Source organism: Neochlamydia sp. TUME1 (assembly GCF_000813645.1).
Lineage (GTDB): Bacteria > Chlamydiota > Chlamydiia > Chlamydiales > Parachlamydiaceae > Neochlamydia.
On record NZ_JRXI01000189.1, the window covers coordinates 16873 to 30747 of the forward strand.

A 13875-nucleotide genomic window follows, 5' to 3' on the forward strand; every position below is an offset into this window, starting at 1 on the left:
AAAGGGACCCTAGATGAGAAAGTTTTTTCTCAGTAAAGTTTCTTTCCCTCTAGCTTTCAAATTTTCTTTGCATTCCCCTATACTTCCTGAAGAGAGCAGGCAAACTTTTTCTCTTTTAACTCCCTTTTTAAACATCTCTTCTACAGAAGCATTGCTAAAATTAAATACAACGCTTAAGGGATTAAGGACTAATGAAGCTGAGGCTAGACTTGAGAAGTATGGGCTAAATGATATTAAAGGCGATAAACCTGCTAATAAATACACTCTGCTATTAAAGTATTTTATTAATCCTTTTATTGTTTTGTTGGTAATGCTTGCAGGCATTTCTTTATTTTTAAGTAATATAGACGCAGCCATTATTATTTCTGTGATGGTAGCTATCAGCGTGATGATAAGATTTTTTCAAGAGTGGCAGTCGAAAAAGACGGCAGCGAAACTTAAGGCCATGGTAAGTACCCAAGCAACCGTGCTGCGGCGTGAAGACTCGAATAGTGAACCCCAAAAACAAGAGATAGATATTAAGCTTTTAGTACCTGGAGACATTATCCATCTATCAGCGGGGGATATGGTACCAGCAGATGTGAGATTACTCTCTGCCAAAGAATTATATGTTAGCCAGTCATCCCTATCAGGAGAATCTTTACCCGTCGAAAAAGAAGCTATTTCTCATTCTGCTAGGAGCACAGAAAATTTATGGGAAATGCCCCATCTTTGTTTCATGGGCACTCATGTTTTCAATGGAACTGCTCTAGCAGTTGTCCTAACAACGGGAGAGCATACATATCTTGGTGGAATGGCAAAAAGCATAACCCACCCTCGTCCCCTAACCGCTTTTGACATAGGAATTAGTAAGGTCAGTTGGCTGCTCATTCGGCTAATGTGCATAACAGTCCCCATAGTTTTTTTGTTGAATGGATTTATTAAAGGAGATTGGCTGGAGTCTTTACTTTTTGCGTTGTCAGTAGCCGTAGGTCTAACACCTGAAATGCTTCCTATGATTATAACTGTTAATCTTGCTAAAGGTGCCGTAAACATGTCTCGTCATCAGGTAATCGTCAAGCACTTAAATGCCATCCAAAATTTTGGGGCTATGAATATCCTTTGTACAGATAAAACGGGCACACTTACTCAAGATAAAGTCATCCTAGAGAGGCATTTAGATATCGAGGGAAACGATAATCAAGAAGTGTTGCTTTTTGGTTATTTAAACAGTTTTTATCAAACCGGTCTAAAGAATCTTCTAGACAAAGCTATTTTAGAACATAGCGAAATAGAAAAAACTTTAGATTTAAGAACCAATTATAAAAAAATAGACGAAATTCCTTTTGATTTCGTGCGTAAAAGAATGTCTGTTATTGTGGAAAAAAATGCGCAGGAACATCTTTTAATCTGTAAAGGTGCCTTTGAAGAAGTTGTAAGCCTGTGTAGTGGGGTCAAAATAAAAGGCTCTACTCTTTCTTTGTCTCTTTCTCTCAAAGATAAAACAAATAGCTTAGCGAAGGAACTTTATCAAGAAGGCATGCGTATTCTAGCTGTGGCTTACAAATGCGTAGAGCCTACTGAGAGCAAAGAATATACGGAAAAGGATGAAAAGGAGATGGTGCTTCTCGGCTTACTAACTTTTCTTGATCCTCCTAAATCAACAGCAGCAGAAGCCATCGCTCAATTACGCTGCCAAAATGTTCAGGTTAAAATTTTAACTGGAGATAATGAGTGGGTAACCCATCGAATTTGTCAATGGGTCAATCTTAAAGTTGAAAATTCTCTTACCGGGCATGAACTTGAAAAAATGAACGATAAAGAACTTTCAAATGTAGTGGACCACACAACCCTTTTTACTAAATTAACGCCTCTTCAAAAATCTAGAGTAATTGCCTCATTAAAATCTAATGGCCATACAGTAGGGTATTTAGGAGATGGAATTAATGATGCTCCGGCCCTTTGCGAAGCTGATGTAGGGATTTCTGTTGATACAGCTGTCGATATCGCTAAAGAATCAGCTGATATCATCATGCTAGAAAAAAGTTTACTCTTTTTAAACGCTGGGGTGGTCGAAGGGCGTAAGACCTTTGGTAATATTCTCAAATATCTAAAGATGGCTCTAAGTGCAAATTTTGGAAATGTGTTTAGTATTCTAGGAGCTAGTGCTTTATTTCCTTTTCTACCCATGTTGCCTATTCAATTACTAATTCAAAATCTTTTGTATGAGATTTCACAAGCGACCATACCTTGGGACCACATGGATCCAGAGTTTTTAGCCTATCCTCAGCGTTGGGAACCTGGAGATATAGCTAAATTCATGCTGGTGGTAGGGCCTATAAGCTCAATTTTTGACTATATAACTTTTGCCGTTATGTGGTTCATTTTTGCTGCCAATACTCCTGAGAAACAATCTATATTCCAAACGGGCTGGTTTATAGAAGGATTACTTTCTCAGACATTAATCGTACACATGATTCGAACTCCCAAGATTCCTTTTATTCAAAGCATGACCGCATGGCCGCTTACATTAACAACATGGGTAATTATAGCTATAGGAATTTACCTTCCTTATGCATGCATAGGAGCAAGTATTGGATTGGTACCTTTGCCCTGGAGTTATTTTCCTTGGCTATTAATTATTTTATTAGGGTATTGTCTTCTCACCCAGCTAGTAAAAATGTGGTTTATAAAAAAATTTGGGCGTTGGCTATAAAAGCTTTCTAGTTTACCAGAGGAAAGCTATTAGCTTAATAGTTCGCTAATGGGGCTTTAAGCCAGCAGCCTTTGCTTATTGATGAGATTTGAAAAATCTACTTTTTCTTTAGAAAAAAATTATTGGAGTTCAAATAGCTCGAAGTGCATACCTAACTGATTCGGCAAGCTATTCTAAATCAAGAGATAGCAAGGAAAAAAGTTGGTTCCCTTTTAAAATACCCTCCTAGTTTTTTAAGCCTACAATAAATTATATGGTTATAAGCAGCTCCATATGCAATCATACGTTTAAAAAAGCTATACTCCTAAGTTAAGAAAGATAGTTAGTGAAGGCTTAGCTTCTTCTTTAAAGCGTAGGACTTGCCTTTTTCTTAAATGAAGCAGGTAATAAAATACAAAGTTTTTCAGCCACAGATGAAAATGCTGCCATATCTCGCCTGAGATGTTTTTCAGCAAATTTCTTATTAACTTAAGTTCTAATGGCTCAGTTGATAGCTCTATCTCCGCAGAAAAGGGGTAAGTTGGCTGCGCTCTAAGCAAAGGTTTTCAAGCTGAAAAAGCTGCCTTATCTCTTCTACAGGAACAGTAGTAAGCTGGTTGCCCTCTAAGTCAAGTATTTTCAAATGAGAGAGCCGCCCTATCTCTGCAGGAACAGCGGTGAGCTGGTTGTTGCTTAACCAAAGCTCTTGCAGCTTGGAAAGCTGTCCGATTACTGGAGGAATAACGGTTAGCTGGTTGTTATTTAATAGAAAGCTTCGCAACTCGTTAAGCTGCCCTATCTCTGTAGGAACGCTGGTAAGCTGGTTGTGCCCTAAGTTAAGCATTCGCAGCTGAGAGAGTTGCCCTATTTGTGCAGGAAGAGTGGTAAACTGGTTGTGGTTTAACACAAGGCCTAGCAGCTCGGTAAGCTGCCCTATCTCTGTAGGAATAGTGGTAAGCTGGTTGTGGTCTAAGTAAAGCCTTGTAAGCTGAGAAAGTTGCCCTATCCCTGCAGGAATAGTGGTTAGCTGATTGTTGCTTAGCCAAAGCTTTCGCAGATTGGAAAGCTGCCCTATCGCTGTAGGAACAGCAATTATCAGATTATTATCTAAGGCAAGAGTTTGCAGCTGCGATAAATGCCCTATCTCTGCAGGAATAGCGGTTAGCTGATTGTTGCTTAGCCAAAGCTTTCGCAGCTTGGAAAGCTGCCCTATCGCTGTAGGAACAGCAATTATCTGATTATTATCTAAGGCAAGAGTTTGCAGCTGCGATAAATGCCCTATCTCTGCAGGAATAGCGGTTAGCTGGTTGTTGCTTAACCAAAGCCCTTCCAGCTCGGAAAGCTGTCCGATAGCTGTAGGAACAACAATTATCTGATTATTATCTAAGGCAAGAGTTTGCAGCTGCGATAAACTCCCTATCTCTGCAGGAATGGTGGTTAGCTGGTTGTTGTTTAATTGAAGCTTTCGCAGCTCAGAGAGCTGCCCTATCTCTGCAGGAAGAGTAGTAAGCTGGTTGTTGCTTAATCTAAGAACTTCTAGCCAAAGGAGCTGTCCTATTTCGGCAGGAAGAACGGTGAGCTGGTTATCGTTTAGTAAAAGCCAAGTTAGCTCAGACAGCTGTCCAATCTCTGCAGGAACAGCGGCGAGCTGGTTATCATTTAAGAAAAGCCCTGTTAGCTTAGAAAGCTGCCCTATCTCTGCAGGAACAGCAGTGAGCTGGTTGTACCCTAAGTTAAGGTTTGTGAGCTGCGAGAGCTGTCTTATTTCGGCAGGCACAGCTGTTAGCTGGTTATCGTTTAGTAAAAACCACGTTAGCTTAGACAGCTGCCCAATCTCTGCAGGAAGAGTGGTAAGCTGGTTGTTTTTTAACGAAAGCTCTTCCAGCTGCGATAATTGCCCTATTTCTGGGGGTAAAAGGGTTAAGCCAATTCCTTCTAACTGTAAACTCGCAATATCTTTGCCATACCTTTCAATCCACTCTTTAAAAAGCTCTCCTTTTTTTGCTAAAGGCAAATACTTGATTTCTTCTTGCTCTAAATATCCCTCTCCACCAGGTAATTTTTTCCACATTAAAAGGCGATTAATATTTAATAGATAAAAGGCGTAATTAGCGGCTGTAAAACACTTATTTTCTGCAGGGTTATTTTTAAATTCTAGAGGTGATAGAGATTTAGCTAAAGTAAAGGTTTGCTTAAAGATTGCCTTTACTTTTTGCATTGGAAGAAGCTCATGATCTAGCTTATAAATTTTATCTAAAATAAGAGCATGCTTGCTAACATTTCCTGGAGGAAAATGAATTTTAACTATTTGCCTATAAAGAGAAGGCACTACTTCTATAGCCAGCAAATGTCGCCATCTTGTACAAACGCTAGATAAAGAAGGTGTGGCGCAGTACTCTAAAATGGAAGTAAGCACTTCATTAGGCAAATGCGCAAAAGAAATAGAAACGCTAGTATGCATTTTATAGCCTTTATTAAGATTTATCTAAATCCTTAAGTCTCTTTTTAATGAAAAAGATATAAAAAAAACCCAAAGCATGCAAGAAAATGCTAGCAATAGATTCAAAGATTAATTCTCTTTTCAGACTATAGACTTGGTTCCTTTAAAAAATGCTATATTGTTTTTCTCTTAAGGGCTTCGGTTTGCATTCCTCTTTTACTATACCTTGATATAGGTGCATTGCTGTTCTAGTCTCGCTTTATCTTCAAACCGACTTTTGATCTTTTGCTTAGGAAATTGATTGTTTAAAAAAGACTTGTTTTATTTCCCTGAACTGGCTTTGTATACTAAAGATTAGCTTGCAGTCCTATAAGAACAGAGAGTTAAAATCTTCCAAGTACCTCAGCCAAGTTTTTGCCAAGCTTTTATGAGGTGAATTAAAGATCAGGTAATTGAAACACAATTTCTCAATAGTATATGCACAATAGCGGACGCGCTTTTATTATTTGCTAGGCACTTTTTGCTTTCAGCGCCCTGGCTAATTAAATTGGGACTAGACTCACCTTAGGCTTTCTTTTTAGCCAGGGCGTTTAATTCCTCAATCTGCATGATAAAGCCCTTTAAACCCAGTTTCTCTCTCCTCAATAGGTTATTCGAATTTGAAAAAAGGCCCTCTGTATCCCTACACACTATTACTCAGGTAGCTTTTTAAGCGTATAAACAGTGATTGCGCATTTAAAAAATTTAAGCCTTTATTATACGCTTTGAAAAAACTTAGTCTGCATAAACAACCCTCTGAAACATGTCTCTCTACTTAGTTCGAGGGGTTTTTATAAAGTACGGGGCTGCATAAGGAGTATCTCAAAAGCATATTATAAAAAGAGAAAACAAATTGTCTTCTAGTAAATTTTTTAATAACATCAACATTTTTATTTAAAACATCCCTCTTTTTTAAGAAATTTGAATTTTTATGCTTTTTCTGCCACCTAATCTACAAAGTGGAGGCAGAAACAGTGTGGTTGGAAAATTCGAGAGAGAGAAGTTTAGATATTCCGCGTTCTTGCATCGAAACCCCAAAGAGCACGTCGGCAATCGACATCGTAATTTTATTATGAGTAATGATGATAAATTGACATTTTTCTAAGAAGTGTTTTACGACATTGACAAATCTTTCCACATTCGTATCATCCAAGGGAGCATCAATTTCATCTAAAATGCAAAAAGGCGCGGGCTTAACTTCAAAGATAGCAAATAATAAAGCTAGGGCTGTTAGGCATTTCTCACCTCCAGACAACAGGTTAATCGAACGCATCTGCTTACCGGGGGGCTGCGCAATAATTTCTATGCCTGCTTCCAGAATATCTTCTGTTTCTGTAAATTGAAGATCAGCTTCCCCTCCATTAAATAAAATTTTAAAATTTTTCTTAAAGTTGTGGCAAATCAACTCAAAAGTTTCCTTAAAAATCTTTCTACTTTCTCCTTCTAAATGAGCAATGATTTGTATAAGCTCTTGTTTAGATTCGCTCAAATCATCAATCTGTTGATTCAAAAATTCATAACGAGCTTTATGTTGATCAAATTCATGAATAGAGGTCATATTGATATCACCTGCAGACTCTATCGTTTGGCGTAAAGCACGAATTTTCTTCTCTCCTTGCTCCATACTTTTTTCTAAAGGAAGATCTAAAGCTTTAACTTCATGGATAGTTATTTGATAGCGCTGCTGCAGTTCATTCTCTAATGATTGTCTGGAAGATTCTATATGAGCTAACTGAATGGCCGTTTGATGGAGCTCATTTTCTAGCTGTTTTAACTCCTGGTAGTACCGAGATAATTGCTCATCCATTCTAGCAAGGCTTAATTTTTTTTCTGCAACTGTTTGCTCTTTTCCTGCAAGCAAGTTTACCAATTCTTTCAAATTGCCTTCCGTCTTTTCTAACATGGAATCAAATTCTTGCACACTTTGCTTGAGCTGTGTTTTTACTTGCTGTCCATTTTCAATCTCTTCTAACAAATGCTCTTCGTGTTGTTGACTCTCCAAATCCTTCACTTCTAATACATTTAAGGCATGGATAAGCTTGCGATTTTCTTCGGCTATCTCCTGTAGAATAGCCTCTTTTTCTTGCATCTCATGACGGGCACTTTTTAGAAGATGTAATCTTTTCTCTACTTCTTCATGAAGAGAGGTGGATAATTTTTGCTCAATTTCTAAGGTTGTTTTAGCATCATGATATTTTAACTTAAGTTCACTAAGAAGGTTTAAGAGTTGCTCGCTAACAAGCTCAAGAGCTTTATTTTCGGCTTCAAGCTGCTTAACTTCATTTAACGCTTTTTCTAGATCTCCTTGGGTTCGTTGTAAAGCAAAGTTTACTTCTACCAGCTTCATTTCCTCTCGACGGATACCCTTATCCAGCTCGTTTCTTTCTAATTGAAGTTGGACGTGTCTTTCTTTTAATTTTTTCAATCTCGTCTGAAGATTATTTATTTGTAGCTCTTTTTCCTCTACGCTTTTATGTAAAGCTTTAAGTTCAGCTTCACGTAGAAAAACATTATTTTCCCCTTGAGAAATCGAGAAAAAGACACGATGCCTATCGATATAAGAGCCGTCTATTATCCAAATGCTAGCTTCAGGGAAACTTTCGGAAAGCTCTTCAGCCTGCTCTAATGTTTCGACGATAAAACAGTCCTTCAAAAATTGCTTTAAGCCTACAGGAGCCCCAACAAGCTGGGCTAACTCTTTAGCCTTAGGAGAGAGAGGAGATAGCTCGCGGGATGATGCAGTAAGACGATCGAGGCAGATTAAAGAAAAGTCTTTTAGCTTATTTGCGGCTGCATATTCTATTACCTCTTTAAGATGCTGAGATGTATGGACCACTAAAGTTTGTGCATAAGGCTTCATGATCTGGGCTAAAGCCTTTTCAGCTCCCTCTTGAGGGGTTAGGTATTCATATAAGCCATAAATCTTATTGTATAAAGGGCTTTTAATATTAGAGGATTCTTGCAAAAGGTGTTTACTGCTAGCTGTGAAGCCTTCTTTATCCTCGCGCAATCTTAAGAGAACATTCTGGCGTGCTTTATCTTCAGCTAGCTCACTTTGAAAGTTTATATAATTAGATTGGAGGACATTAATCTCGGCACTCAATGCCTGAATCTGCTGTTCTTGCTCATTTAAAATTTCTCTTTGGTTATCTACAGTTTCAACAACTTCTTCCACAATTTTCTTCTTCTCGATAACTTGAGATTGCAGTTCTTTAATTAGCTCATTCAAGCGTTCTTGACGGTTCAGTAAATATTCTCGGCGTTCTTGATGGTTCTCTAATCGCACATTGTTTTGCTTAAGATTACTTTCTATCTCACTTTCAGCTTGCACAAATTTTATCAACTTGTGCTGAGCATGCTGATATTGTTCGCGCAAGGCAGACAACTCGTTTTCCATACTTTTAACTTTATCGCGTTGCGCTTGCGAAGCTGTTAACATGTCTTGCAAACACTCTTCCCTCTCTTGCTGCTGTTTCTGTATGTTAACTTTTTCAGCTTGTCGCATCTGCCGTTTTTCTAACATATTTTCCAGTTCGTGCTGCCAGCGCTTTTCTTTTGTAACCGTTTCTTTTAAACGCTCTTGATAGGAAAGTTTTTTCGCGTCTCTTAATTTCTTTTTCACTTTGAGTTTGATAAAGCTTTTCTTGCTGCTTGCGTAAATCCAATTCACTTTCTTCTTGAATAGCTTTGGCTGCTTGTAATTCTTTTTTCATTTCTTCTATTGTCGTTAACATTTCTGCATGCAACAACTTCTGCGTCTCTTCTTTTTTAAATATCTCTTGGCATCTATGTTGTAAGTTGTCATATTTAATAACAAAAATGCCTTTTTCCAAAATTTCTAATTGTTGCTTGTGCTCTTTAAAAAGGCGCGCTTTTTCAGCTTGCTGCTCCAAAACAATGATTTGCTTTTCAACTTCTAAATGAATATCCTTAACTCGCATAAGATTCTGATCGGATTGCTCTAACTTACGCAAAGCTTCGCGTTTACGTTGCAAAAAACGAAGAATTCCTGAAGCTTCTTCAAAAATATATCGTCTTTCTAAAGGGGTATAATTAATAACCTGGTCAATTTTTCCCTGCTCAAAGATAGAATAAGCATCTTTCCCCATCCCAGAATCAAGCAAAAGGCTATGGATGTCTTTAAGGCGTACTTGATGGCCATTAATAAAGTATTCGGATTCCCCACTGCGGTGAAGGCGTCGCATAACGGCTACTTCGGTATATTCAATGGGTAAAGTCTTGTCAGAGTTATCCAATACTATAGCCACTTCGGCAAAATTAAGAGCTTTACGTGTAGAGGTACCAGCAAAAATAACATCATTCATTTTATGCCCACGCATAGACTTAGCAGATTGCTCACCCAACACCCATCGAAAAGCGTCAGCAATGTTAGATTTTCCACAACCATTGGGGCCTACAATAGCTGTAATCCCTTCGTTAAATTCAAGAGTAGTGCTTTCTGCAAATGACTTAAATCCGAAAAGTTTTATCTTTTTTAATTGCATACTCCAGCCTTTTCTTTATCTAATAATTGCCTTCTAGGATATAGAATGAAAGATTCTGTTTCAATATAGAATAGGTCTAGCAGCAAGCTATCTTAGGAAGCGGTCTGTCCTTTTAAATAGAGCAAAGGAAAGCTTGCTTATAAAGAAAAGGAGTTAAGTTCTATCGAACAGGAGAGAGTCTCTATAAAAAACAAGCAAAAAACATAAAAAACTTTATTTCTTTTTCAAAAGAGTTTAAAAAGAAAATTCTTGGATAGACTGAAAAAGATGAGGCTTTCTGCAAAAGCTAATTTTTTTAAAAAATCAAAAGGTAAAGTAAATTTCCACTGCTTTCATTACTTAAAGCTAAAAATCTAAAAAGATAGGGAAAAATAACAGCGCAGGAAAATGAGAGACGGCGAGTAAAAGTTCCACTCATTCAAGGATATAAACGATTATGAAGGCTTAAGGTATCAACCCTATGTTTGAAAACACAATCAGTTTTTGGCTTCTTTTCAATCTTGCCATTCTAATATTTATTTGGTTGGATTTTAAATTCTTTCATGCTAAAGAAAAAACACTCTCCATAAAGACAGCCCTCATTGCTACAAGTTTTTGGATCGGCCTCGCCCTAGCTTTTAATTTAGGGATCTACTGGACAAGAGGGCTTGAAGATGCCTTAAGTTTTCTAACAGGCTATCTTATTGAATATTCTTTGAGTATAGATAATCTATTTGTTTTTCTCATTATCTTTTCTTATTTTAAAGTTCCCGAGCGCTACACTCATAAAGCTCTTTTATGGGGCATTTGGGGAGCTATCGTTATGAGGGCCTTCTTTATCCTATGCGGTATAGCTCTAATCCAGACTTTTTCATGGGTAATCTATTTATTCGGCGCATTTCTTATCTTTACAGGTGTTAAGCTCGGGAAGACTTCAACCGCTGGCAACTCCCCTGAAAATAATCTAATTATTAAAATTTTTAAACGCTATTTTCCTCTGACAGAAGGCTATGAAGGCGATAATTTCTTCGTAAAAAGAGAGAAAAAACTTTTTGCTACCCCTCTTTTTCTTGTACTTTTAGCTATCGAGACCACTGACGTTGTCTTCGCTATTGATTCCATCCCGGCCATTATGGGTATTACTCAGGATGCAATGATTATTTACTCTTCTAACATTTTTGCAGTTTTAGGGTTGCGCTCCCTTTATTTTGCTCTAGCAAACATGCTACGCCTTTTTCATTATCTTCATTATGGCTTAGCTATCATTTTGATATTTATTGGATTAAAAATGCTGCTTTCAGGGTTTTTACATTTTCCTATTGGGGTGACCTTAAGTGTAATATTCGTTATTCTTATGGCTTCTATTGGATTGTCTTTTTTAAAAAACCCACATAAGGGTGAATAAACTTACTAAAAATCCCATTAACGCCCCATAAAATAATAGAGTATAGAGCTCTGAGTAAACTAAAGGTAGAAGCAATTTTTCCACTTCTATTCTAGAAGATAGATAGATGAAGGCTTTTTCTTTTAATGCAGGCATTCTTTTTAAAAGGTTCTCTTTGACTAAACCTTGAACTTTTCCTGATACTGCCTTAGTAAAAAGCATAGCACCCATAGGAATCTGATTTTTTAAATCCTCTATAATTTCCTGTAAATTATCTTCCAAAAGCTCCTGAGCATTAGGCAATAAATCCGTCTGATTGAGAGTTTTACCTAATTGAGTAACCAAGTCATGCTGGCTCCTCTTTAACTTTCTTCTTAGCAAAAAGCAAGTCATAAGCACGCTCACTATTCCTATTACAGCCCCACAAACAGGAAAAAAATAAATTAGATTTAGCACGGTCCATCCTTGAAAAAAGCAGTAAATACTAATGAATAATTGAATTTTATTTAATTTGATGATAAAGTGTTAGTTATCGTTCATTTAAAGAGGTTATTTATGTTTTCTCCCGACATTTTAGAAGAAAAACTCAATATAAATGAAAGGAAAATGCGAGAGTTGGCTATTCGTTTAGAAAAGCTAGATGAAGATACGCATGCTTTTTTAGAAGAACTGGAAATTTCTCCCGAGCAATTGACCACCTTTATTTCTCAAAAAGAAAATTTCACGGATGACAATTGGCAGGAGCTTCAACAACAAAAAAAACAGATGGACGACAAATTAGAAACAGAGCTTAACAATATTCGCAATCCTCTACAATCTAAGCAAATTTTTTCCTCTTTAAATGTAGCTCGCCATTGGCTGTATGTCCGATAGCAAGCCCTCAATTTTTATTGCTGTAGGCTAAAAGCTTTAGGAGACTCCTTCTATCCTCTCCCTCTCCAAATTTTTGAGTCTACTTGAAATGCTCCAAGAGCTTTTTATGACATTTGGTAAGTTTCTCTCTATAAAAAATCTAACAGCTTAAAGCCCTTTTTAAGAAAAAACTCAAAAGGCAAGAGATTAGAGCCTTAGAATACTAGGCAATAAGCTAGGATTAATAAGATTTTGCAAATATAGCATCTAAGGTAGCAGGTTTCCCAGTCAAAATGCAATGGCCCTGCGTACCGCTTTGATGCATGGGCAAGCAGCGGATAGAGACTTTTAATTCATCAAGCATTTTTTCTGTTCCCTCTTCTCCACACCATTTGGCAAGAACAAATCCGCCATGAATTTTGGGCTTATCCAGGTTAGAGGGAGTAAAAAAGCTTTTCATCTCATCAAAAGTATGGATATCGCGGCGAATATTTCCATCCCGGAATTTTTTAGCTTGCTGATAGAGGGCCGATTGAATCTCCTCTAATAACCTTAAACTTTCAGTAGGAATCTGTTCTATTTGCATGGAAAGTTTTTCTTTATGAGGTTTATCTCTTCTATAAACAATTGCCGATTGTTTTTCTATATCGCGTGGTCCTACCTCAATGCGCAAAGGCACTCCTTTTTTAATCCACTCCCAACTTTTTTCTCCACCCCGTTTGTCGCGTTTATCAATCCACACGCTGAGAGGTCTCCCTGCATATTGAACTTCTTGCAAGCTGCGCGCAATCTTCTCCGCATAGGCCCACACTTCACCTTCCATCTCAGGTTTCGGGACTACAGGAATGATTACAATTTGCTTTGCTGCTATACGTGGAGGCATTCTTAGGCCATCATCGTCGCCATGGCACATAATCATACCCCCAATCAGACGAGTAGTAATTCCCCATGAAGTTGTAAACCCATACTCCACCTGCCCTGCTTTGTTGCTAAAGCGTATATTAGAAGCTTTAGCAAAATTTTGCCCTAAATAATGCGAAGTTCCCCCTTGTAATGCTTTACGATCCTGCATCATCATTTCAAGAGTGTAGGTGCTTACAGCTCCCGGAAACCGCTCACCGGGAGATTTTTCTCCTATGATAACAGGAAGAGCCAGAACGTTTTCTACAAATTCTCTATACATTTCTAGCATCCGAAGGGTTTCATCTAAAGCCTCTTGGGCGGTAGAATGTACAGTATGCCCTTCTTGCCATAAAAATTCGGTAGTGCGCAAAAATATGCGGGGACGCATTTCCCAACGTACCACGTTCGCCCATTGGTTAATTAGCAAAGGTAGATCCCTATAAGATTCTACCCAACGTGAAAAAGACTCTCCAATAATTGTTTCTGAAGTAGGGCGAACAATAAGTGGTTCTTCTAATTCTCCGGTAGGAACTAAACGACCATTTTTCTCTTCTAAACGATGATGGGTAATAACAGCACATTCTTTAGCAAATCCTTCTACATGCTCAGCTTCTTTTTCCAAATAGCTTAAGGGTATAAAGAGAGGAAAATAAGCATTTTCGTGCCCGCTTTTTTTAATGCGCTCGTCAAGCTGGCGTTGGATATTCTCCCAAATTGCATAACCCCACGGCTTGATAACCATACACCCTCTGACAGGAGAATTCTCGGCCATATCAGCTGCTTTAACTACCTGCTGAAACCATTCGGCATAATCTTGTTCGCGTGTAGGAGTAATGGCGCTTTGGACTTTAGCTTGAGACATTTGATACTTCCATTTCATTTATGAAAGCAATTAATCTAGCGTGTTTTATGTTATCCTACAAGGAAAAGTCTACTTAGCATAAAGAATGGAATTTACTTTGCATCCCTACTGCTAAAAGTCTCCAAATAACCTCTCGTCTACTCAATTAAACAAACCTAGGCTTAGCCAGGTAAACCTTTCTCTTGCAAGCGTTGCATTTCTCAGTTTGCCTAAGAGGGTAAGAAATGAACGTTATCA

8 protein-coding genes are annotated in these 13875 nt (G+C 37.9%); 3 read left to right on the forward strand and 5 right to left on the reverse strand.

The features are described 5' to 3' along the window. The first annotated feature begins 13 nt into the window (after window positions 1-13). On the forward strand, window positions 14-2695 hold the full coding sequence (mgtA, locus tag DB41_RS08550; RefSeq protein ID WP_080502473.1) for a magnesium-translocating P-type ATPase: 2682 nt from the start codon (window positions 14-16) through the stop codon (window positions 2693-2695). Between the two features lie 496 nt (window positions 2696-3191). Here the strand turns inward: mgtA and DB41_RS08555 are convergent, their stop codons facing one another. From DB41_RS08555 to DB41_RS12370, 3 genes are all read right to left on the reverse strand, one after another. Further along, on the reverse strand, window positions 3192-5135 hold the full coding sequence (locus tag DB41_RS08555) for a leucine-rich repeat domain-containing protein (RefSeq protein ID WP_052244048.1): 1944 nt from the start codon (window positions 5133-5135) through the stop codon (window positions 3192-3194). A 970-nt stretch (window positions 5136-6105) separates the two neighbouring features. Next, window positions 6106-8676, reverse strand: a complete 2571-nt coding sequence (locus DB41_RS08560) for a chromosome segregation protein SMC (RefSeq protein WP_238578484.1) — start codon at window positions 8674-8676, stop codon at window positions 6106-6108. Next, window positions 8645-9658 carry a chromosome segregation SMC family protein gene (locus DB41_RS12370; RefSeq protein ID WP_238578485.1) on the reverse strand — a complete coding sequence of 338 codons (1014 nt, stop codon included), beginning with the start codon at window positions 9656-9658 and terminating at the stop codon, window positions 8645-8647. Before DB41_RS12370 ends, DB41_RS08560 begins: the two co-directional genes overlap by 32 nt. A gap of 460 nt (window positions 9659-10118) precedes the next feature. Here DB41_RS12370 and DB41_RS08565 point away from each other — a divergent pair, with 460 nt between their 5' ends. Continuing rightward, the gene (locus tag DB41_RS08565; RefSeq protein WP_039386348.1) at window positions 10119-11042 is read left to right on the forward strand and encodes a TerC family protein; all 924 of its coding nucleotides are present in this window, start codon (window positions 10119-10121) and stop codon (window positions 11040-11042) included. On the opposite strand, the gene DB41_RS08570 is transcribed toward DB41_RS08565, so the two are convergent. Continuing rightward, window positions 11016-11477: a hypothetical protein gene (locus DB41_RS08570; protein ID WP_039386349.1), complete on the reverse strand. Its 462-nt coding sequence runs from the start codon at window positions 11475-11477 to the stop codon at window positions 11016-11018. The genes DB41_RS08565 and DB41_RS08570 overlap by 27 nt on opposite strands. Before the next feature lie 99 nt (window positions 11478-11576). Here DB41_RS08570 and DB41_RS08575 point away from each other — a divergent pair, with 99 nt between their 5' ends. Continuing rightward, window positions 11577-11894, forward strand: coding sequence for a hypothetical protein (locus DB41_RS08575; RefSeq protein WP_039386350.1), 318 nt, complete (start codon window positions 11577-11579; stop codon window positions 11892-11894). Between the two features lie 220 nt (window positions 11895-12114). On the opposite strand, the gene proS is transcribed toward DB41_RS08575, so the two are convergent. Continuing rightward, complete coding sequence (proS, locus tag DB41_RS08580; RefSeq protein WP_039386351.1) at window positions 12115-13638, reverse strand: proline--tRNA ligase; 1524 nt, start codon at window positions 13636-13638, stop codon at window positions 12115-12117. Window positions 13639-13875: the final 237 nt, after the last annotated feature.